Source organism: Yersinia enterocolitica subsp. enterocolitica (assembly GCF_901472495.1).
Lineage (GTDB): Bacteria > Pseudomonadota > Gammaproteobacteria > Enterobacterales > Enterobacteriaceae > Yersinia > Yersinia enterocolitica.
The window spans coordinates 2,051,600-2,074,314 of the sequence record NZ_LR590469.1 but is presented as its reverse complement, the minus strand read 5'-3'; the positions used below and the strand labels follow the sequence as shown (position 1 = coordinate 2,074,314).

Below are 22,715 nucleotides of genomic sequence, written 5' to 3'. Positions count from 1 at the left end.
ATTTCCACCTGTTTTATCGGTTGGCCGCTTTCGCGGATGCGCGAGGCAGATTACGGTTAGTGCCGGTATCCGCTGGCACGCGGTTAAATATCAGGGCGGGTAGCGCAATAATAATGGCCATACAGATATAGCTGTATAAGAACGCACTGTGAGTCGCCGGTGTGTTGGTGACAACTTGATTGTGAGCAAACACGCCGAGCAATATCCCCGCGGTACTGACTCCCAGACTCATGGATAACTGCATCACCATCGACAATAGACTATTGCCGCTGCTGGCCAGACGGTTGGGTAAATCTTTCAGCGCTAATGTATTCATTGTGGAGAAGCGCAGGGCATTGAGCATTCCCTGGAAAAATAACACGATCGGTAATAGTAATGTCCATCCCATCAAAGCTACCAATGGGAAGCTGAGACTGACCACCGCCAGCAACAATGTGGCACTGACCAACACCCGCCGGTAGCCGAAACGGTTGACCACGCGCACGATAATTCGCTTCATGCCCATACTGCCAATAATCATCGGGATCATCATCAAACCGGCATGGAAGGGGGTAAACCCCAGCCCGATTTGCAGGAAAACCGGCGTCATAAATGGCAACATGCCACTGCCGATACGGGCGCTCATGCTACCTATCAGGCCAAGAGAGTAAGATTTATTGTTGAACAACCGCAGTGTGAACAGCGCTGAACTGTTACCCTTGGCATGCCACCAGTAACCGGCCAGCGCTAATATTCCGCACAATACCAAACCGGCAATCGCCTGCGGTGACAAGCCCAATCCTTTGTGCCCGTCCAGAGCCAGTGTCAGGGTTGCCATGCCGATAGCCAACATAATAAAGCCGCTGATATCAAAGCGCCGGGTGCGAGTGGTGTAATTGGGCATCAGCCATAAAGTGGCGATTGCGCCGACCACACCGACCGGCAGGTTGATCAAAAATATCCAATGCCAACTGGCATATTGCACCAAAAAACCGCCCAGCGCAGGCCCGACCAATGGCCCAATCTGACCGGGTAATGTGACGAATGCCATCGCCGACATATATTGTTCGCGCGGCACGATTTTCATCACCGTCAGGCGGCCAACCGGCACCATCATCGCGCCGCCAATCCCCTGAATAACGCGGGAAGCAATCAGCTCATTCAGGGTTCCAGCTTGCGCGCACATCAATGAACCGAGGGTAAACAAGATAATGGCAGAGAAAAATATCCATTTAACGCCCACTCTATCCGCCAACCAGCCGCTGGCGGGTAACATCACTGCCACCGTCAGCACATAAGAGACAATCACCGACTGCATGCGCAATGGGTTCTCACCCAGACTGGCAGCCATTGAGGGCAGGGCAGTGTTGACGATGGTGGTGTCCAGTGTTTGCATGAAGAAGCCGAAGGCCACTATCCACAGTTGCGCGCGTATACCCGTCATCTTTCAACCTGCTGCTGTGTTGGCTGCCACTTAAAAGCTATTGGGCATTTCATAATGAATTATTCCAGTCTCATTAACGGTTTTTTGCTAAAGCGGCTGCGCAGGCGGTCAAAGTAGAGGTAAACCACCGGCGTGGTATATAAGGTGAGTAACTGGCTCATGACCAGCCCGCCGACAATAGTAATCCCGAGTGGTTGGCGTAATTCCGCGCCATCGCCACTACCCAATACCAGCGGCAACGCGCCGAACAAGGCGGCCAGAGTGGTCATCATAATCGGCCTAAAACGCAATAGACTGGCCTGGAAAATGGCATCGCGGGCGCTAAGGTTGCCATTGCGCTGTGCATCAAGGGCAAAATCGACCATCATAATGGCGTTCTTTTTCACGATACCAATCAATAGCATGATGCCAATCAGGGCGATAAGGCTAAACGGCGCATCGAACAGCTCCAGCGCCAGTAATGCCCCGACTCCGGCGGAAGGCAGTGTTGACAAAATGGTCAGCGGGTGGACATAACTTTCATACAAAATACCCAGCACGATATACACCGTGGCGATCGCCGCCATAATCAGCCAGAGCTGGGATTTCAAGGTATCCTGGAACACTTGTGCGGTCCCGGCAAACATACCGCGCACCGTGCTCGGCACCCCCAGTTCGGTCATTGCTCGTTCAACGGCTGCCGTCGCTTCAGACAAGCTGCCGCCATCGGGCAAGTTAAATGAGATAGTCGAGGCGGCCGATAAGCCTTGGTGATTAACCGACAGCGGCGCATTGGCGGGCTGCCATTTAGCGAAATAGGACAGCGGGATAGACTGGCCTGCGCTGTTAATCACAAACATTTTGTCCAGCGAACTCACATCCTGCGTGTATTGAGGCGCGACTTCCATCACCACTTTGTATTGGTTTAACGGCTGGTAAATGGTGGAAATCTGCCGCTGACCAAAGGCGTTATTGAGCAACGCATTGGCATCAGACACATCGATACCCAGCCGCGCCATAGTTTCGCGGTCATAGGTCAGGGCCATTTCTGAGCCTTTATCCTGCTGATCGGAGTTAACATCCGCTAGCTCCGGTAACTTGCTCAGGGCGGCCCGCACTTTTGGTTCCCATTCACGCAGAGCCGCTAAATCGTCGGCTAATAACGTAAATTGATAACTGGCGTTAGATTGACGGCCGCCAACACGGATATCTTGGACTGGAGACAGGAACAGGCTGGCACCCGGCTCTTTTGCCAACTTGCCGCGTAACCGGGTAATCACTTGTTGCGCCGTTTCGCTACGTTCACTCAGTGGTTTCAATGAAATAAACATCGAGCCACTGTTGGTGCGCGAACCGCCGGTAAAGCCGGTGACATTATCGACCGCCGGGTCAGCACTGACAATTTTCATGAAATCTTTCAGTTTTTGCTGCATCGCCTGGAACGAAATACTTTGATCGGCCTGAATAAAGCCCATCATGCGGCCGGTATCCTGCTCGGGGAAAAAGGTTTTTGGAATGCTGATATAGAGCCAAACATTCAGAGCAATAGTGGAAAGCAGCACAACCATCACCCAGCGTGTATGACCCAGCACCCAATTAAGCGAGCGGCCATAACCTTGCTGAATAGCCAGCAGCACTTTACCGAACCCACGAATACGTTGTTGTTTCCCTGCCGGTTGGGCGCGTAATAAATGGGCGCACATCATCGGCGTTAGGGTCAACGAAATAACCAGTGAGATACCAATTGCTACCGACAATGTGACGGCAAATTCACGGAATAATCGCCCCGGTAATCCTTCCATCAGCAGCAGTGGAATAAACACCGCCACCAGTGAAATACTCATCGACAGCACGGTAAAACCGACTTCGCGTACCCCGCGCAAGGCGGCAACCATCGGTTTCACGCCAGCTTCTAAATGGCGGGAAATGTTCTCCAGCACCACGATAGCATCGTCAACCACAAAACCGGTGGCGATGGTCAGCGCCATCAGCGACAGGTTATTGAGGCTAAAACCGCACAAATACATGGCAGTAAAGGTGCCGATCAGCGAAACCGGCACGGCGACCGCAGGGATCAAGGTGGCGCGGCCCGATCGCAGGAACAGGAACACCACCAAAATCACCAATGCCACGGCGATCACCAGTGATCGCTCCACTTCATCCAGTGAGGCGCGGATAGTCGGCGAGCGATCTTGCGCAATATTCAACTCAATCGAGGCGGGGATCGAGGCGCGCAGAGCCGGGAGTTCGGCGCGAATTCGGTCGACGGTGGCAATAATATTGGCCCCTGGTTCACGGCTGATCACCAACAGGATCGCTGGCTTGCCATCAGACATCCCGGCATTGCGCACATCCTGCACAGAATCGACGATATTGGCGACATCTTGCAGCCGCACTGCGGATCTATTGTTGTAGTGAATGATGAGCGGGCGATAACCCTCGGCAGTTTTGATCTCATCATTAGCCTGCACTTGCCAATGCTGCTCACTGCTGTCGATTGAACCTTGCGGGCGGCGCACGTTAGCGGCACTGATCGCCTGACGCACCGCATCCAGTGACACGCCCTGATTGAATAGCGCACTTGGATTCAGTTCTACCCGCACCGCTGGCAGGGAACTGCCACCGACTGAGACATCACTGACGCCCTCGGTCTGGGCAATTTTCTGCGCCAGTTGGGTTGAGGCAAAGTCATATAATTGCCCCTGACTGAAAGTATCCGAAGTCAGGGTCATTATCATGATCGGCGCATCCGACGGGTTCATCTTGCGATAGGTCGGGCGGTTGGGCATCCCTGATGGGAGCAAACTCTGAGCGGCGTTGAGTGCGGCCTGCACGTCACGAGCCGCGCCATTAATATCGCGGCTAAGATCAAATTGCAGAATAATCCGCGTGCTACCCAATGAACTGGTTGAGGTCATTTCATTGACCCCAGCAATTCTTCCCAGTGCGCGCTCCAGTGGTGTGGCAATGGATGACGCCATAGTTTCCGGATCCGCACCGGGCATCGAGGCGCTGACCATAATCACTGGGTAATCGACCTGCGGCAGTGGTGAGACCGGCAATAAGCTAAAGCCGATCACTCCACTTAGCGTTATCGCCAGTGTCAACAGAGTCGTGGCCACCGGGCGCTGAATAAACAGAGCAAAGAATTTCACGGCTGTTCCCGTCCATTCGGCAATGCTGGTGTATCAATATCCTGATGATTATGGGTATTGCGTGCCAGTTTATCGAACAACAGATAGATAACCGGTGTGGTAAACAGAGTCAGCACCTGACTGACAATCAGCCCACCAACCATACACACCCCGAGCGGCTGGCGCAGTTCGGCACCGGCCCCGGTACTGAGCATCAGCGGTAATGCGCCAAACAGCGCGGCCAGGGTAGTCATCAGAATTGGGCGGAACCGCAATAAGCAGGCCTGATAAATTGCGTCATATGGTGTCATCCCCTGATCTCGCTCGGCGGCCAGCGCAAAGTCGATCATCATGATGGCGTTTTTCTTCACGATCCCAATCAGCAGAATGATCCCGATAATGGCGATCACATCCAGTTCATGGCCGGTCAGCATCAGCGCCAACAATGCCCCGACACCGGCGGTCGGTAGGGTAGATAAGATAGTGACCGGGTGAATAAAGCTTTCGTACAACACGCCGAGCACAATATACATTGCCACAATGGCGGCAATAATCAGCCATAGCGTGCTGCCGAGTGCGGCCTGAAACGCCAGCGTTGAGCCTTGGAAACGCGTTGTAATGTCAGCCGGCAGTTGAATGGCCTGCTCCGCTTGTGTCACGGCTTCCACCGCCTCACCCAGAGAATAGCCCTGTGCCAAATTGAATGAAATGGTGGCTGACGGGAACTGATTCAAATGGTTGATAGAAAGCGGCCCGAAGCGCTCTTCGATGGTAGCAATACTACTCAATGGGACGCCTTTGCCGTCACTGCCGGTCAGGCGGATATCATTGAAGGCCGCCAGCCCTGGCGTAGCTTTGACGTCATGCTCCAATACCACCCGATACTGATTGGCTTGAGTATAAATGGTGGAAATTAGCCGCTGACCAAATGCGTTATATAACGCGCTATCAATAGCCGCCATAGTGATCCCCAGGCGGCTGGCGCTGTCTCGGTCGACATTGACAAATGCCACTAACCCCTGATCCTGCCAGTCGCTGGTCACATCCTGGAATGGCGCTTGTTGCTGCAATTCACTCACCAGTTTCGGCACCCAAGTGCTTAGCTCCTCCAGTGAGGTGGCTTGCAGGGTGAACTGATATTGGGTGCGGCTCAGTTGGGTATCGATAGTCAAATCTTGCACTGGCTGCAAATAGAGCTTAATACCCGGAACGCCGGATACGCTCTGTTGCAGGCGGGTGATGATTTCTGGGATGCGATCCTTTCTGCTCTCCAATGGCTTAAGGTTAATCTGTAACCGGCCATTATTCAGTGTGGCGTTGGTGCCATCCACCCCGACAAATGAAGTCAGACTTTCGACGTCCGGATCTTTCAGGATGATAGCGGCCACTTGCTGCTGGCGCTCCGCCATATTACTGAATGAAACCGATTGTGGCGCTTCCAGCGTACCTTGAATCAAGCCATTGTCCTGTAATGGGAAAAAGCCTTTGGGCATGATGAGGTAAAGCAGTACTGTCAGCACTAAGGTGCTCAGCGCGACACCCAAGGTTATCCATTGGTGCTTAAGGACTTTTTTCAGTGCCACCGCATAATGGGCAATCACCCAGTCAAAGAACTTCTCACTGGCGCGTGACAAGCGGTTTTGCTTGCGCAGTGACTCATAACTGAGCATGCGTGCGCACATCATTGGCGTCAGTGTCAGGGACACCACGGCTGAAATCAGGATTGCCACCGCCAATGTCACCGCAAACTCACGGAACAGGCGGCCGACGATATCACCCATAAACAGCAGTGGAATCAATACAGCAATCAATGAGAAGGTCAGTGAAATAATGGTAAAGCCAATCTCACCGGCCCCTTTCAGCGCGGCATCCAGCGGTTTTTCGCCTTTTTCGATGTAGCGCGAGATATTCTCAATCACCACAATGGCGTCATCGACCACAAAGCCGGTGGCAATAGTCAGCGCCATTAATGTCAGGTTGTTGATTGAGAAACCGAGGAAATACATCGCGGCGAACGTCCCGATCAATGACAACGGCACAGCAATACTGGGGATAATGGTGGCCGCTGCATTACGCAGGAACAGGTAAATCACCATCACCACCAACACAATGGCCAGCAGTAACTCGAACTGCACATCATTGACCGAGGCGCGGATAGTGGTGGTGCGATCGGTCAGTACTTTGACATCAACCGATTTTGGCAGACTTTTGATAAGCTCCGGCAGCATTTCGCGAATACTGTCGGCGGTAGCGATCACATTGACCCCCGGCTGGCGCTGGATATTCAGCACAATCGCCTGCTGGTTATTGGCCCAGGCCGCCAGTTTGTTATTTTCTGCGCCCTGCTCGATGGTGGCGACATCCTGCAAGCGGACTGGCGCGCCATTTTGGTAAGCCACAATCAGGTCGCGGTAATCCTCAGCCGATTTCATCTGGTCGTTGGCGGATAAGGTTACCGAACGGGTTGGCCCATCCAGGCTACCTTTGGCGGAGTTGACGTTGGCATTGCTGATGGCGGTGCGAATGGTTTCACTGTCCAGCCCCAAAGCAGCGACCGCCGGGGCATTCAATTTGACCCGCACGGCAGGGCGCTGCCCACCAGAAATGGTGACCAGACCGACGCCGGTGACTTGCGAGATCTTTTGCGCAATGCGGGTTTCCACCATGTCTTCCACTTGAGTCATCGGGATAGCGCTGGAGGTGACGGCCAGTGTCAGAATCGGCGGATCCGCCGGATTCACCTTACTGTAAATCGGTGGATAAGGCAGATCATTTGGCAGCAAATTAGTGGCGGAGTTAATCGCCGCCTGCACTTCCTGCTCGGCCACATCCAGCGGCAAAGTGAGCTGGAATTGTAAGGTGATAACCGACGCGCCCCCAGAGCTTTGTGACGCCATCTGTTTCAAGCCAGACATCTGACCAAACTGGCGCTCGAGTGGTGCGGTAATGGAGGAAGTCACCACATCCGGACTCGCGCCGGGATAGAGTGTGACTACCTGAATGGTGGGGTAATCCACTTCCGGCAGGGCGGAAACCGGCAAGGCGCGATAACCGATAATCCCCGCCAGCAAAATGGCGACCATAAATAGGGTGGTGGCGACAGGGCGCAGGATAAATAGCCGTGATGGCCCGCCGCCCGGAGTTGGAGGCATCACTTGCATCAGGATTTCTCCGCCACAGTTGTGGTACTGCCTGCCGATGCGCCCGTCGCTGATTTTCCGCCCCTACGGTGTGTGGCTTTCTCAGCCGTAGCGGGCTTTTCTGCTGCATCGGTTGGCGTGGTATCCGCTGAGCGCGGCGTTACCACTTCAACTTGTAAACCTTCCGTCAGGCGATCAATACCGTCAGTGACTACGCGCTGACCGGCATCCAGCCCGGCGCTGATAACCACTTGTTTGCTATCCTGAATCCCAGTGGTAACCAAGTGTTTACTGACTTTGTTCTCGTCATTTAATGTCCAGACGAAGCTGCCTTCGTTGCCCATCTGTACCGCAGCGGTTGGAACTACCACGGCGTTTTGCAGTAAATCCACTTTGATACGCGCGTTGACAAATTGATTCGGGAACAGCACATCATCTTCATTGGCAAAGCGGGCTTTGAGCTTAATGGTGCCGGTGGTGGTATCAATCTGGTTATCAATACTGAGCAGATAGCCCTGCGCCAGCATTTGCTTGTTGGTGCGATCCCAGGCTTCAACCGGGACAGTCGTATTATTTTTTGCCGCATTTTTCTGCGCTTGCATAATGGCTGGGATATCACTTTCTGGCAGGGTAAAGACCACATCAACCGGATGTGTTTGAGTGATAACCACAATCGGAGTGGCGGTGCCGCTGGTAATGTAGTTACCGACATCCACTTGTTTTAGCCCGACTTTACCGGAAATAGGCGCGGTAATGCGGCTATAAGTCAGTTGCAGTTTGGCGCTATCGATAGCCCCCTGGTCAGCTTTCACACTGCCTTCACTTTGGCGCACTAGCGAGGCTTGGGTATCCAGATCCTGTTGTGAAATCAGGCCGGTTTTCGCCAGTTTTTGGTAACGGGCTAAATCGCGACGCGCGTTATCCAGTGTGGCTTGATCTTTCGCCAGCTGCCCCTGAGCTTGGGTCAGTTGGACTTGGTATGGGCGCGGGTCAATTTCGACCAGTAAGTCGCCAGCGTTGACCTGTTGGCCTTCGGTAAAATGGATAGCCATTAGCTGACCGTCAACCCGACTGGTGACTGTTACGGTGTTGGCGGCAATCACCGTCCCTAAACCGGTGAGATAACGCGGCACCGCTTGTTCGGTAGCGGTGGCGGCTTGTACCGGCGGCATCGGCATATTACGCCGCCCCCCTGCGCGGGCAGGGTTGTTCCCCACCGCATGCTGCTGCGCGCCAGTGCTGCCATCGGGGGTTGCACTGAAATGACGCCAGACAAACACAGCAACAATAATCGCCACCGCTATTCCCAATAAAATCAATAAGCGGGAAGTGCGTTTGGATTGAGCTTTCATGATGGCGAAGAGTCCCTTTATGTGTTCTGAGATGGTTTTTGCATAGGTTACTAGTTTAGCGGGAATTTACCGGATAAAAATGGAGGAATTAAGGAATAACTTGAGAATTGTTTAAACTAATGTCTGGAATTGGTCAGGTTTTGCCAGAAAATTTTAGCAAAGTCCACCCAGATACTGGCATCTTAAAACAAATAGGCATGGCTCCCGACACGATATAATTTAACCGCTGAATCAGAACGTTGATAAATTAAGTGTAAATCTGGCATACCATAACACTCGAGATAGCCAATATAGTTACCTGTCAAAGGATGTGCTTTATATTTTTTAGGAAGTGCCTTGCCGGTTTGCAACAGTGCAATAGTTTCTAAAATAATTTTTTGCGCTTTTTTATTATTGGCATACCCTGTTGCATCTTTTTTAAAGCGACTTTGATAAACAATCTCCAGCATTATTACCCACCAGGATCGCGTTTAAGCGCATCAACCCAGACCCAATTAGCCGCCTGATAAGAACTGTCCAACTTTTGGGGGCAGTTTACTTTTTGGGAAAATACCATTCCGACTCTTGACAATGGCCGCTACGGTGGCAGTGAAGTTAACTCACTGCCACCGCAATTTGCTACTGATAAGTCATAGTAAAGGTGGCACTGGCATTGGCGCTGCCGGGGGTGACTTTATCCGCAATTTGATAATAGCGGGCGGTGATATCTATTTCTTCCTGTAAATTAGTACCACTACTGGCGGAGATACCCATTTGTTTAGGTTGGCCAAATACTACTGGGTCATTATTTTTACCAGTAAGTAGTTGCACTCCCACCCCGCTGGCGGCACCGGGTTCTGGGGATAATTTAATGACGCCTTGATGCTTTAGCTCGGCATCACCATCGATTTTAAAGGAGTATTTGGTATTGGGATCACAGGTTAAAGCTATTTTTTGTGTATTATCACGGCCCTTAGACCCAATGCTAGTAAAATCTTTTTGCTGCTGTGCTCCTAAGTTAAAATTAATATCGGGGCGAGTTAACTCACAGCCCGCTTTTGTTAAAGTAACCCCATTTCGAAGAAAACCCATATAGGGAAGTGTGTTAGCTGTTTTTTCTCCTTGGTTTTGCACGTAATAAGTAAAATTAAATTTAGGGAAATCATTAACTAAACCGGTATCAAAGTTATTATCTAACTTGACAAGGTTTATTTTGAATGATAGGAAGGATGGATTAAGAGATGAAGATGATACCCCCGCAGGGTTTAATATGCAATCGACGTCTATTCCGTTGTTAACGATTTTTTTCTCTACTTTGCTACAAAATGCAGATTGTGAGTAATCGATATCAACTTTTATTCCAATTCCTTTAATGTTTGTTTGATAAATATTGGGCAGCCCAGGAATTGATGCTCTGTCGGCATGTATTTTAATTGTTACTAATCTATCGTCACCCAATAACATTTTCTTTGTCTCTGCGAAACAGCTCAATTGATTACTTGATTCGCCTATATAATATTCTGTGTTATTGGGTGCTTTACTATATATGGTAAGTGATCGTGGTGGAATGTCATTATTACTAACTATATTGCATCCCATTGAAGTTACCACCGCTTGGGTGACTTTAGGAATGAATAATGTCATTCCTGCAAACAATATAATTAAGTGACTAAGAAGAACGTGCTTTTTATTTTTCATAAAATTAAACATAATAATCTGATAACTTAATAAGTCAGGAGGTTATTCAGGCCAATAAATTATTAGCCTGAAGTTTTTTATTTTACCGGCACACCGCATCTAATATGCGCACTGCCGAAGTGGTATTGGTATCCGCTGCCGGTAAGGTAAATTTCACCTGACACTGCTGCTTGTCCTGATTACCCCATTGCACCAGCAAATTGCCGTTATCCGGCACGCCACTGAGATACACCTGGCCGCCATCGCCGACGATGCTGCTATTGGCACTGTCTGCACCATCATCTTGCAAGCTGGCCATGGCGCCGAATGGCACCGGCTTACCCTGATAACTCAGGTTAATCAGCACCCGGCTACCGAGGCGCGGCTGGAAGTTAGCCAGCACCACCGCGCCGCGTGTTGGCACCACGTTTTGGCTGGTAATATCCATATCAATATTGTCACCCATGCTTTGGGTATCCAGCGCTACGTTGTTTTGGCGATAAGCGCTGGCATAGGGCACCACCGCATAGCCGCGCCAATCGGTTTTCACCCCGCGACCACTGCTGACGCCAACACCACTGGCACCGGGAGCGCGCACCAATACTAAGGTATCGCTCTGCGATTGTGACAAGGTGACACCGTAAGGGTGCGCCAGCACACCACCGCTCAGGCCATAGTTCAACTGACGGCTGTTGCTGCCGAAGCTGTAACCGGCATTCATCTGGCCGTAAGCGCCGCTATAGCTGCTGCTCAGGCTACCGCTATTGCCACCGCCGTGATTGCTGCGGCTCTGTTGCAGGTGGTAGCTGAGATTATCATCTGCCAGTGCACTGCCACTCAGGCCCAACTGCTGACTGGTGGCCCCGCCTTTGCTGGTGTTAATACTGTAATTGGCCCAGTTATGGCGACCCAATGGGATATTGACACTCAAGCTGGCGCGCTGGTCGTTTTGTTGCTGGCCGGGGGTTTGGCTATAGCTGTAGTTCAGGCTATAGCTAATGCCCGAGAGCGAAATGTTGTAGCCCAGCGTGGCATTGCGTTCGTAACCTTTGCGCTGCCAGTAATCCTGTTGATAAGCCGAAAGGTACAAACTACCGAAATCATTTAGTGACTGACTGATATGCAACTGAGTACGGCTGCGCTTATTATTGTTGCGCCCCAGCGAATGAATGCTGCCCACGTCGCTCAGTTGATTGGCTTCACTGAAATCATAAAAACCTTCCGTGGAATAACGGTGGCTGCCGAGCGAGAAGTTAGTGCCGGTAGCGGTAATGCTTTTGGCATATTGTAGCCGATAAGATTGCCCCTGCCGGGTAGTTTGATCGCTAAAAGTGGTTTTGGCTTGCGTTACATCCGCTGATACCGACCCCATGCTACCTAAACCTATTCCCACCCCCAGCGCACCGGCCTGATAATCAGATGAAATCAATAAGCCGTTATACAGGGTAAAGCCGTACGGCATGCCGTAGGCCAGCGAGGTCTGGGCAAAGTTCGGGGTGGGGCTGCCATTGCCACCGCCACGATATTGACCGGCGCTCAGCGCATATTTTAGGCTGCCCTCGCGCTGCATAATCGGCGCGGAAGAAAACGCCTGTTTAAAGCTGCGCTCGCGGCCATCGGTTTCTTTGATGGTCACTTCCAAATCGCCACTGGAAGAGGTGGGGAACAGGTCATTAATTTCAAAAGCCCCCGGTGGCACATAGGTTTGGTAAATCACATTATTGTTCTGGCGAATGGTAACCTGCGCGTTGCTGTCAGCAATACCGCGCACCAGCGGGGCAAAACCGCGCAAGCTGTCGGGCAACATACTGTCATCAGAGGCTAACTGCGCGCCACGGAATGGCACCCCGCTCAGGATATCGCCGGGGGTGTAGCTGTCGCCCAGGGTCAGTTGGCCTTTGATGGCATGAATATCGCGCTGTAAAGTATTGGTCAGGTTATTCCACTGCGGCTCGCCATTGCTACTTTGGCTATAGGTGGAATAGTTACGCAAGCGCCACGGCCCCCAGTTCAGCCCGCTGCGCAGGTTGAGGAAGTGGTTGCTGTTGCTGCCCGGTCGGTTATCTTGCCAGCGATTAGCCCCGCTCAGGTTGTAATTGACCATCAGCGCAGGAAGGCCTTGATCCCACTGTTTAGGGTCAATATAGCCACGCGCCTGACTGTTGAGCGCCGCCTGCGGAATACTCACATCCAGCCGCTGTTTATTAAAATCAAAACTGCTGCTGGCGGCGGGGATAAATTTACCCAATTGTGTAACAGGCAGGTCGGCCGGTTGCTGTTGCAGAGCCGGGAAGGCCGCTACTTTCACCCCTAAATCGGCTAATTGCTGCGGGGTGATTTCGGCCAATAAGCTGCCGTTATCTTCAATAAAGGTGACATCACGCGTTTCTATCTGCTGGCCGTTAAGATAGATATCCACCCGATAAGTCCCGGGTAACTGTGCGCCCGATTGGGAGAAAATACTGAGGTCAATCGCCGCGTAGCTGGCGTCCTTGATTTCTAACGAGCTGGGATTGAAATAATCTTCAGCCCAGGCGGGGGCCGATAAGGCGGTTAATCCCAGCGCCAACTGAATCGCCAACCCTAAAGCGCGGCGAGCAGGAGGTAAAGCAAAATGAAGCTGCGTCATGGTGGTTAATCCGGATTTATAAGGTGGCAGTGGCAACATCGGAAGTGCCGCCAAAATCATTAATCGCCTGCCAGCTCACGACACCGGCAGCACCCGCAGGGAGGTCAACGCTCAGGATGCCTTTGGGGGCAACCATCAGCGCGCCTTTGATCTCACTGCCACCCACTTTCAGGGTATGGAAGGAGACGTAATAGGCGGTGGGGTTGCTCACTTGCAATTGCTTACCGTGGCGCGAGAAGCTCAGCGCTTTATAAGCATCAGCGGCGTTACCGGCTAGCCCTGCCGGGCGGTAAAATAATTTGATGCGGTTTTTAATCGAGATAAATAACTGGTTGCCATTAGTTTTTTTACTGGATGGAATGGTTTTGACATTCAGCCAATGCACCGATTCGCGGTCTTGCGGCAAATTACCGCCGGTGAACAAAATTCGCAGGTTACTTTCCTGCCCGCCATCTAAACGGAATAATGGTGGGGTGATAATAAAGGGCACTTTATTATGATTGGTGGCCTCGATATTATCGACCCAGCTTTGAATTAAATAAGGGATGTTTTTATCCTGATTGTTAACGGATAAAGTGGCTTCTTTTTTGGCCCCGTCATAAATAACACGTGTGCCGCCGATAGCAACACCGGCCTGAGCTGACTGCATCACGCCGGTTAAACAGGCGATAAAGAATAACGATTTTAACCACGGCATGGTTTTTCTCTCTGAGTAGATTAATTTATTGCCTTGGTGGCAACAATAAATAATAAAAATTACTGCCCCGACAAATAAAATATCGGGGCGGTAAAGACACAACAAATACACCGCTAATAAAGGTATTAACGCGGGAGGGAATTAGTTAAATGTTATTTCGTAATTTAACGATACATTTACATCACCAGTAGCTTGGGAAGCAGCTTGGAAGTCAGTAATAGCAGTACCGGTCTTGATAAATTTAGCTTTGTATTTTAGGTCATGAGTAGCTTGGCCTGTCATGTTCAGAGCGTTGGCATCAACATTATTCTTGATCGGCGTTGAGCCATCGATATCAATTAGTTGCAATGCATAGCCTTTAGCACCACCATCAAACTTGAAATTATCCCCATCTGCTGTACCGGTAAATTTTACCGTGGCAGTTTGGGCGGTGAATGGACAGTCTTTAAGACTGATTGTAATTTCTTTTTCGGCGGGAATAGTATCTTTACTGTTCAGATTAATACTTCCAAGATCCAGAGTAGCAGTTGATTTTGCTGTATCTATAGAACATGGGCTTGCTGTAATTTTGCCTGTAACATTAATTGTACCATTCGCGGCATTTGCCGCAGAGGCAAATACCGAGGCAGCCAGTAAAGAGGTAACAATCAGTTTCTTTTTCATAGTGATATTCATAATAAAGCTCCAGTGCGAAATAGTTCGCGGTAGTTAATAGTAATGTTTAATAGTTAATTTGTTTGGCCCCAATGGCCGATTTTGCAATGAAAGGTGTTTGTTGCCGTTTCATCTTGGGAGCTAATATAGTGACCTGAAGTGTGATGAGGGAAGTTTCTTTTTCGGAATTAATACCGGGTAAAAGATAGTGAGAATTTAATAAGGTGGAGGAGTTTATTAATCACTTGGAATAGGGTCTTAAAATAGTCATTAAGGGGTGTGGAAGAGGGGGGGTAACGGAATAGTTCGGAATGGGGATTAAAACTTAATCGAATCAGGAGGGGGATTAGTTTGGTGGGGGGCGGTTGATATTTTATTAGAAGTTAGAAGTTAGAAGTTAGAAGTTAGAAGTTAGAAGTTAGAAGTTAGTTCGGTTGTTAAAACTTCACGGCTCACTTGGCCCTCCCTCCTTGTCGGCAATATCTCAGATTGCGCTCAAAATCAAAACCATGGTTTTTGACCTTGATGTTAAAAGCACATTTGAGCCGCCGAGTGAAGAATGAAGCCAGGACGCGAGGCATGGATGCCGAGTGAGGGCCGCTTGAGCATGGATGCGAATCGGCCCGGTCCGTCAGCGAAATGATGAGTGAGGGAACCCACGCAGTGGGCAAGCGATACGGGCGCAAGCGCGGGATTCCACAAGGGGGCCGCTGCCCCCTTTGGCGGTTGGTTCATCGGAGGTTAAGTGAGCCGTGAAGCTCTAACAACCGAACCAGATAATCCTGTGACTATCAATCGCAACAATGATCTGATTCTCTAACAACCGAACCAATCACTCATCACCACCATCAATATCACCGGTATAGCGTCTGCGCCCACCTCGCCAACCCAGCGGTGACGGAGCCAAAATCATTACCCCCCACTAATGGAATACCCGGCAATTGCTGCTGTAAGGCCGCGCGTAGTAGCGGGGAGCGGGCGCTACCGCCGGTCAGGTAAATCACATCCGGTGTGACGTGGCTGGTGGCGAGCGCCAGGTTGACTTGCTCTTGAATGCGCTGTAATGGCTGGGAGATAGCTTCGGCGAGCTGTTGCTGGCTGATAGTTTGCCCCAACTCTGGTTGCACAAAATCCAGTGCCGCGGCGACCTGTTGTTGCTCGGAAAGCGCAATTTTGCTCTCTTCTGCGGCCCGCACCAGGCGGTAACTTAAGCGCTGTTGATAGACTTTCAGCAGAAGCTCAACTTGCTGCGGATTAGCGGCATCACGGATCAAATCGCGCAGGAAACGGCCATTAACTGTGCTATAGAAATCGCTCTGGGCCGGAACATCATTGGTGGCAACGGCATTCCAGTAAGGTAACGACGGCATCGCAATCCCTTTTTCGGTTTCGCTGCCCATACCAAACAGTGGCATCAGTTGCTTGAATGCCAACATGATATCGAGGTCATTCCCACCGACACGGCAACCACTGTGCCCTAACAGGCTTTGCTGGCGATCGGCCAGACCTTGCCATTTTGGCCCCATCAGCAGCACTGAACAGTCAGTGGTCCCGCCGCCAATATCTACCACCAACACAGTTTTCTCACTGGTTAGTGTGGCTTCAAAATCCAACCCGGCGGCCACCGGTTCAAACTGGAAGGCGATATCGCGAAAACCAGCGCGTTGCGCGGCACGCAGTAAAATACCTTCAGCTTGTTGGTTGGCCTCTTCACCGCCGGAACCCTGAAAGTTAACCGGGCGGCCAATCACTGTCTGGCTGATTTCAGCTGCCAATACCGATTCTGCCTGGCGTTTGATATGGAACATCATGGCGCAGACTAAATCCTCAAACAGCGCCAACTGTTGCGGTTTCAATCCATTGGCACCCAAAAAGGATTTAGGCGATTTTACAAAGTAAACTTCTTCGGGGTCTTCAATATAGTGAGCCAGCGCTGACAGGCCGAACATTAAACTGTCAGCTGTCACCGGAATATCTTCTTCGCGATTGAACGCCATGGCGCGGCGTAACAGTTGCTGGTTTTCGTCACTGCCGGTGGGCACCTGCCAGTGGCGGTGCAGGCACTCACTCACCGCTTCGCGGGTAGGGGCGCATAACATCGAGGGCAAATAGACGTCATTATTCTCCAGCACCAGCAACTCGGGAGCATCATCCCGCATCACGGCAACTGAGCAGTTTGCTGTGCCGTAGTCAAATCCAATGAACATAATTGCCCCCAGGCCAAATAAAAGGGGGCGACTTTACCTTAGAGTGGGCAGTGGGGCAATCGTCAAGACAGGATATCGGGCTATTTTATCGCGCTATTTTATCGCGAAATAGCCGCTGTTAAGCACTTCAGATAAGGGTTCAGTGTGGCCAATCATTGTGCCGTCGGCTAAATCAACACCGATATCAATCAATTTACTCAAGGTTGGCGGTAATTCTACCGGGCCTGCCAGTGTAGCGATATTCGCGCGCTGTGCCGTGCCATTGATGATGGATATCAGCACTTCGTCCATTTGATTAATATGAATATGGGCGATTAATTCGCTGTTAAATTTCAGGTAATCAATGCGGTGCTCAGCTAATAATTCAAAATCATTCAAATTATGGCCAAACTCTTTCACAATCAGCTTGCAGCCCAGCTGTTGCAGTTTGGCGAGGAAGTTACCAATCGCAAACGGGTATTGCAGCAATGTGGACTCATCTATCATCCAATACAGGCTCTGTGGGGGCAGTAGAGTCTGTTGCAGCAAGTTGAGCAGTGACTGGCGAAAATCTTCTTGGAGCAGAGCCACTTCAGACAGTGGGACCGCCAGCGCCAGCCCTTTCTGATGAATGGCCTGGGCGTGATCAACTAACAATTGCTCGCATATCCAACTGTCGACTTTCGGCAGCAAGTTATACAACGTTGCCGCCTCCTCAAAGGCAGACTGGCTGACCAGCGGGCTTTGTGGCCGATCAATCTCCAAACTGACCTGATAGAAACATACTGACAACGGCGTTTTAGGCGGTGCGGTCGGGGTAACCTGTAGCAACAGTTGATTCTCGCTGAGAATGCTTTCTACCTCTTCGCGACTCAGCAATTCGTGCTGGCGAGCTAACAGCTGCTTTTGCCTCGGCTGATAGAGATAAACCTGACCACGCCCGCTGTGCTTGGCGGTATAGCAGGCGATATCAGCCTGCGCCATGATTTCACTGCGCTGACTGTTGCTGCTACTGATTTGTGTGACACCGGCACTGGCTCCTATACGGTACAGCTTATCTTCCCAGTAGAAATGATAGCCATTGATCATGGATACCAGACTTTGGGTGATAGCTTTGGCATGAGGCAGGGTGCAATTGAGCATCAGTAAACCAAATTCATCGCCACCGAGCCGTGCGACACAATCACTGTTGCGCAGATGCTGGCGCATTAACTGACTGAGTTCTTTGAGCAGCGCATCGCCAGCAGGGTGCCCGGCGGTGTCGTTAACCGCTTTGAAATAGTCCAGATCAAGGAAGGCCAGCGCGTGTTGTTGGTCAAAGTCGATGCTGTTCTGGATAGCTGCCTTCAGCTTATTTTCAAAATTGGCGCGATTTGGCAGCCCGGTAAGATTATCGTGAGAGGCGCTGTGGCTGAGCTTGCGCATCATTGCGCGCGACTCGCCGACATCCTGGAACACCAGTACTGCCCCGACAACGGTTCCTTCCAGTGTTTTCAGTGGGGCGACAGACTCCTGAATGTCGTAATACTGCCCGTCGCGATGATGTAACACGATTGACTCATTCAACGAGGAGTGAGGACGATGGGTGAGACAATGTTCTATTGGATTATCAATTTCCGGCCCATCGACGCCGTTGGTCAGCTTAATAATATGCTGTATGGGCTGACCGAGTGCGATGGTATTGGCCCAACCGGTCATTTTCTCCGCCACCGGATTCATAAAGGTGATTTTCATTTCCTGATCAGTACACACCACTGCTTCGCCGATGGAATCGAGAGTGATATGTAATCGCTCTTTCTCTTCATGTAGCGCTTCAGTCAGGTTTCTGATTTCCGTCATATCCAGCGTGGTACCCATCAGGCGCAGAATATTGCCATTTTTGTCGCAAATCATATTGGCTTGATTACGCAAATGGACGATATCGCCATTAGGCAGCAATAGCCTGAAATCCAGCCGGTACGGCTGACGCTGAGTGAGCGCCGCACTGTATTCACGCTTTACGCGGTTGATATCTTCTGGGTGAATGTATTGTTGCCAGACGGTCTCGTCAACGGGGGTATTGAACGGGATATGATAAAGCTCATACATCCGTTTATCCCAACTGATCAGCTGCTTTCTGATATCCAATTCCCAGATACCAATACCACCGGCTTCGTTTGCCAGTGTGATACGTTCCATCAGGCGGCGGTTAACAATCTCGCTCTTTTTCAGATCATTAATATCTTCAACCTGCGAGATGTAATAGAGCGGCTGTTGCTCATGGTCTCGCACCACACTGACCACCAGTAGCGCCCACACCACCTCGCCATCACTGCGGATATAGCGTTTTTCCATCGAATAACTGGGGATATGACCATGATACAAATCATCAAGCAATTTCAAGTCGGCGGAGAGATCCTCCGGGTGAGTAATTTGCTGAAAAGTCAGGGTGAGTAAGGTTTCCTGCCGGTAACCCAGTAATTTACACAGTGCCTGGTTGACCTGCATCCATTTGCCTTCTGGCGACACCAGAGCCATACCGATAGCCGAGTATTCCATCGCATTGCGAAAGCGGTTTTCACTTTCAACGATATGCTCTTTTTCCATGCGAAAGGCGTGCATCACCATCGCCATAGCATGGGGAGGAATCAATACCATCAGTAATGGAATAAAGGAAAACGCCTGTACTGACAGTTTGGTATCAACCTGAAGGGTAAACAGGTTGAAATTGATCATCATCGCAATCAGCAAGGTGGCCAGAAAACAGATAGTAAAGGTTTCAAAACGCGGTAAGCGGATGGAGGTCCAGATCAATGCCATAATGATGAAAGTAAAGGGAAATGGCAGATACATCAGGCCGATATAGCAAGCTGACAGTGACACTATCATCATCCATATCATGTCGAATAGCGCTTTGGTTTTATTGGTAATATTAAAATAACCCCGACGATAAAGCAGCCCGACTGGCCCTAAAGCCAACATGCCGATGGCTTCGGACATAAACCACACTGTCAGCACTTGGGTAAAGCTGCCGTTTTGCGGGGCTAAATACCACGCTGCTGCCAGCCCACTCAGCAGAGGAACCAAAATCACGGTACAAACTGAGAATTTAAGCCAACTGAACAGGTTATTTAACGGATCTTTAGGTTGGAGAAATTTACGCAGTAACCAAGCGCCCGCAGTCGCCTCGGTAAGGTTTATCAATGTCAGCGGTAGCGGGAACCAACTGATGCCATATAAGATAAAATTAGCGGCAATAATAGATATGCCAGCAGCCAATAATTGCCACGACCAATAGCGCATGGGGTGGTGGAAGAGTGCCACCATCAATACTGCGGTCGGGAACCATAACGGAGCCAGATTTTCTGATTGCTCAGAAAGGCGGATACAAAAGAGAGCGAGCAAAAACACCACTATGCTGATGATGGTGATGTGAAGAAGAGTTTTATTGTCAGGAGCCGGTTTTTCGGCCGCGCTGAGATCCATAGAACGCCTTATTTTGCTCGCAATCATTTTGATTATGATGGGAAAAATCCATCACATAAAAATAGACCGCATTTGACATGCGGTGAGTTTGTTGACAAACCTACTTATAACCCTGTGATAGAAGGATTTACCGCACCCAGGGGCACTTCGGTGGCTTACGCCACTACGACCCCAACGGCACGATTCTCCTTCGTTTTACTTTGTCAGCAGTCTGGGTCATATTCAGTAGTTTAGTATAGCTAAGCATGGATGGTGGCGATTTGTTGGCTCGATACTGAATTAATTATTTGTTTATTATCATAATAATTAAACCAGGAATAGAGTGGCGAGTCCCAGGAAAATGAAAAAGCCGCCAGTATCGGTGATAGCTGTGATCATGACACTGGAACCGATGGCCGGATCTCGGCCCAAACGGGCCATGGTCATCGGGATAATGACGCCCATCAGTGCTGCCATTAGCAAGTTAAGCATCATTGCCAGCGTCATCACACCGCCCATGGCGGGATCGCCATAGAGCAGATAGGTGACCACCCCCATAATCCCGCCCCACACCAGACCATTGATCAGTGCGACACCTAACTCTCTGAACATCAGGAAGGTCACATTACCTTGTTGGATATGGTGCAATGCCAGGGCGCGCACAATCATGGTGATGGTTTGATTACCGGTGTTACCGCCAATGCCAGCGACAATCGGCATTAATGCCGCCAATGCCACTAATTGTGAGATGGTGTCTTCAAATAATCCAATGACCCTTGAGGCGACAAACGCGGTGCAGAGATTGATGGCCAGCCATGACCAACGGGTACGAACCGCACGGCCTACAGGGGAGAACACGTCTTCTTCCGGGCTTAATCCCCCCATGCGCCTTAAGGTGGTGTCGCTCTCTTCATTGACCACGTCAACGATCTCTTCGATGGTCAAACGGCCCATCAGTTTGCCTTTTGCATCAATAACGGCGGCACTGATCAAGTCATAACGCTCAAAGGCACCTGCGGCGTCTTCTGCTTTCTGTTCCGGTTGGAAAGTCGTCGGGTTGCTCTCCATTACCTCAAATACTTGGGTATCTGGCGCGTTGAGCAGAATGGCGGTTAACGGCAGTTCGCCCAGTAAGGTATTCTTGCGATCAATAACAAAGATTTTATCTGTAGCATCAGGGATATTTTTCCGATAACGCAAATAGCGCTGCACGGTGGCGAGGGTAACATCAGCCCGAACCGTCACCAGTTCGAAATCCATCATCTGACCGACAGTATCGCGGCCATATTGGATAACTTCCCGTACCCGAGCGCGTTGATCCGGATCCAGTGACGTTAACAGGCGGCCCATCAAGTTACGCGGCAGGTATTCGGCCAGATAAGCCTGTTCATCGACATGCAAGGTGCGCATCGCTTTTAACAGGTCTTTATCGCTCATCTCTTTGATCAGTGTATCCCACACTGTTTCAGAAACTTCGACCAGCGTTTGACCACGTTTCTCGTTTTTGACTAACCGCCACAATGCTAAACGTTCATCGTTGGGCAAGGCTTCGAGTAAGTCGGCAAGGTCAGCGGCGTGCAGATCGTCGAGCAGTGTTTTGATTTCTAAAGTTTGTTCAGCTAATTGCTCATCACTGAGTTTTTCCCGCTCATCCTGACGGCCAAGAATGCCATCGACTAAGGCTTTATTATTTAATAAGAGGGATAGTATTCGATTGCGTATTTCTGCCAGTTTTTTCGCGTTATTTTTAGAGGTTTTTTTGGCCGCAGCAGAAAACGAAACCGGAATGATTGGTACTGGCATAATGTGTGATGTCCGTGTATATAAAACGAGCGCATGAGTGCGAAAATCTAGGGGCTAACATCTGTCTCATGCGGGCCAGGAAGTTCACCATCCACTGACAACTCAACTCGTTGCGCATCTCGTCGCTCCTGATGATGAGAAATAGAGGCAATCCCTGCATACAGCAAGCGGCCAAACAGAATCAGAAAGCTCACCAGCAAGATGATTTTTGTTAGTTGGGTTGATGGCCGTCTTTTCATATTTACCCTTTTCCCTTGTGTCCTTGAAATTGCAGCGGTGTTAGCTGCTCTCACTCACCCGAATCACTGACTTATGTCAGCTCATCGGGATTTGTTCGCTTGCTGCCTTGCCGCAATCCCAATGACTTTGGGGAATCCCCTGCGTGCTTGAAATTGCAGCTTGTTTGGTATCAGCAAGAGTTAGCTGCTCTCACTCACCCGAATCACTGATTTATGTCAGCTCATCGGGATTTGTTCGCTTGCTGCCTTGCCGCAATCCCAATGACTTTGGGGAATCCCCTGCGTGCTTGAAATTGCAGCTTGTTTGGTATCAGCAAGAGTTAGCTGCCCTCACTCACCCGAATCACTGACTGTTAGTCGACTTTACTATAAATAAGCT

Annotated in this window: 13 protein-coding genes; all 13 read right to left on the bottom strand. The window is 50.4% G+C overall.

Features of this window, described 5'->3' with window-relative positions:
• Positions 1-13: 13 nt before the first annotated feature.
• A complete protein-coding gene (gene mdtD / locus FGL26_RS09795; RefSeq protein ID WP_005172478.1) occupies positions 14-1,423 on the bottom strand; it encodes an MFS transporter in 1,410 nt (469 codons plus the stop codon).
• A gap of 59 nt (positions 1,424-1,482) precedes the next feature.
• A complete protein-coding gene (mdtC, locus tag FGL26_RS09790) occupies positions 1,483-4,557 on the bottom strand; it encodes a multidrug efflux RND transporter permease subunit MdtC (protein ID WP_005172474.1) in 3,075 nt (1,024 codons plus the stop codon).
• On the bottom strand, positions 4,554-7,697 hold the full coding sequence (locus FGL26_RS09785; RefSeq protein WP_005172471.1) for an MdtB/MuxB family multidrug efflux RND transporter permease subunit: 3,144 nt from the start codon (positions 7,695-7,697) through the stop codon (positions 4,554-4,556). Before FGL26_RS09785 ends, mdtC begins: the two co-directional genes overlap by 4 nt.
• Positions 7,697-9,028: an MdtA/MuxA family multidrug efflux RND transporter periplasmic adaptor subunit gene (locus FGL26_RS09780; protein WP_005172454.1), complete on the bottom strand. Its 1,332-nt coding sequence runs from the start codon at positions 9,026-9,028 to the stop codon at positions 7,697-7,699. Before FGL26_RS09780 ends, FGL26_RS09785 begins: the two co-directional genes overlap by 1 nt.
• A 182-nt stretch (positions 9,029-9,210) precedes the next feature.
• On the bottom strand, positions 9,211-9,477 hold the full coding sequence (locus FGL26_RS09775; RefSeq protein WP_005172450.1) for a type II toxin-antitoxin system RelE/ParE family toxin: 267 nt from the start codon (positions 9,475-9,477) through the stop codon (positions 9,211-9,213).
• A gap of 169 nt (positions 9,478-9,646) precedes the next feature.
• Positions 9,647-10,705 (bottom strand): fimbrial protein, encoded by a 1,059-nt coding sequence (locus FGL26_RS21680; RefSeq protein WP_227746662.1) that lies wholly within the window; start codon positions 10,703-10,705, stop codon positions 9,647-9,649.
• Between the two features lie 82 nt (positions 10,706-10,787).
• Positions 10,788-13,373 (bottom strand): fimbria/pilus outer membrane usher protein, encoded by a 2,586-nt coding sequence (locus FGL26_RS09765; RefSeq protein ID WP_005172443.1) that lies wholly within the window; start codon positions 13,371-13,373, stop codon positions 10,788-10,790.
• The gene (locus FGL26_RS09760; RefSeq protein ID WP_005172440.1) at positions 13,330-14,010 is read right to left on the bottom strand and encodes a fimbrial biogenesis chaperone; all 681 of its coding nucleotides are present in this window, start codon (positions 14,008-14,010) and stop codon (positions 13,330-13,332) included. Before FGL26_RS09760 ends, FGL26_RS09765 begins: the two co-directional genes overlap by 44 nt.
• Positions 14,011-14,151: 141 nt before the next feature.
• The gene (locus FGL26_RS09755) at positions 14,152-14,685 is read right to left on the bottom strand and encodes a fimbrial protein (protein WP_005172437.1); all 534 of its coding nucleotides are present in this window, start codon (positions 14,683-14,685) and stop codon (positions 14,152-14,154) included.
• An 833-nt stretch (positions 14,686-15,518) separates the two neighbouring features.
• Positions 15,519-16,871 carry a molecular chaperone gene (gene yegD, locus FGL26_RS09750; RefSeq protein WP_011815808.1) on the bottom strand — a complete coding sequence of 451 codons (1,353 nt, stop codon included), beginning with the start codon at positions 16,869-16,871 and terminating at the stop codon, positions 15,519-15,521.
• Positions 16,872-16,964: 93 nt separating this feature from the next.
• Positions 16,965-20,315, bottom strand: a complete 3,351-nt coding sequence (locus FGL26_RS09745; RefSeq protein ID WP_005172415.1) for a diguanylate cyclase — start codon at positions 20,313-20,315, stop codon at positions 16,965-16,967.
• 306 nt (positions 20,316-20,621) lie between these two features.
• The gene (gene mgtE / locus FGL26_RS09740) at positions 20,622-22,097 is read right to left on the bottom strand and encodes a magnesium transporter (RefSeq protein WP_005162151.1); all 1,476 of its coding nucleotides are present in this window, start codon (positions 22,095-22,097) and stop codon (positions 20,622-20,624) included.
• Positions 22,098-22,144: 47 nt separating this feature from the next.
• Entirely contained in the window at positions 22,145-22,336 is a 192-nt protein-coding gene (locus FGL26_RS09735) for a YfgG family protein (protein WP_005172408.1), read from the bottom strand.
• Positions 22,337-22,715: the final 379 nt, after the last annotated feature.

What these genes read in the sequence shown, in the direction of transcription:
- mdtD (WP_005172478.1), bottom strand. Translation starts at nt 1,423, where the DNA reads ATGACGGGTATACGCGCGCAACTGTGGATAGTGGCCTTCGGCTTCTTC.
- FGL26_RS09785 (WP_005172471.1), bottom strand. Translation starts at nt 7,697, where the DNA reads ATGCAAGTGATGCCTCCAACTCCGGGCGGCGGGCCATCACGGCTATTT.
- FGL26_RS09780 (WP_005172454.1), bottom strand. Translation starts at nt 9,028, where the DNA reads ATGAAAGCTCAATCCAAACGCACTTCCCGCTTATTGATTTTATTGGGA.
- FGL26_RS09775 (WP_005172450.1), bottom strand. Translation starts at nt 9,477, where the DNA reads ATGCTGGAGATTGTTTATCAAAGTCGCTTTAAAAAAGATGCAACAGGG.
- FGL26_RS21680 (WP_227746662.1), bottom strand. Translation starts at nt 10,705, where the DNA reads ATGAAAAATAAAAAGCACGTTCTTCTTAGTCACTTAATTATATTGTTT.
- FGL26_RS09765 (WP_005172443.1), bottom strand. Translation starts at nt 13,373, where the DNA reads ATGATTTTGGCGGCACTTCCGATGTTGCCACTGCCACCTTATAAATCC.
- FGL26_RS09760 (WP_005172440.1), bottom strand. Translation starts at nt 14,010, where the DNA reads ATGCCGTGGTTAAAATCGTTATTCTTTATCGCCTGTTTAACCGGCGTG.
- FGL26_RS09755 (WP_005172437.1), bottom strand. Translation starts at nt 14,685, where the DNA reads ATGAATATCACTATGAAAAAGAAACTGATTGTTACCTCTTTACTGGCT.
- yegD (WP_011815808.1), bottom strand. Translation starts at nt 16,871, where the DNA reads ATGTTCATTGGATTTGACTACGGCACAGCAAACTGCTCAGTTGCCGTG.
- FGL26_RS09745 (WP_005172415.1), bottom strand. Translation starts at nt 20,315, where the DNA reads ATGGATCTCAGCGCGGCCGAAAAACCGGCTCCTGACAATAAAACTCTT.
- mgtE (WP_005162151.1), bottom strand. Translation starts at nt 22,097, where the DNA reads ATGCCAGTACCAATCATTCCGGTTTCGTTTTCTGCTGCGGCCAAAAAA.
- FGL26_RS09735 (WP_005172408.1), bottom strand. Translation starts at nt 22,336, where the DNA reads ATGAAAAGACGGCCATCAACCCAACTAACAAAAATCATCTTGCTGGTG.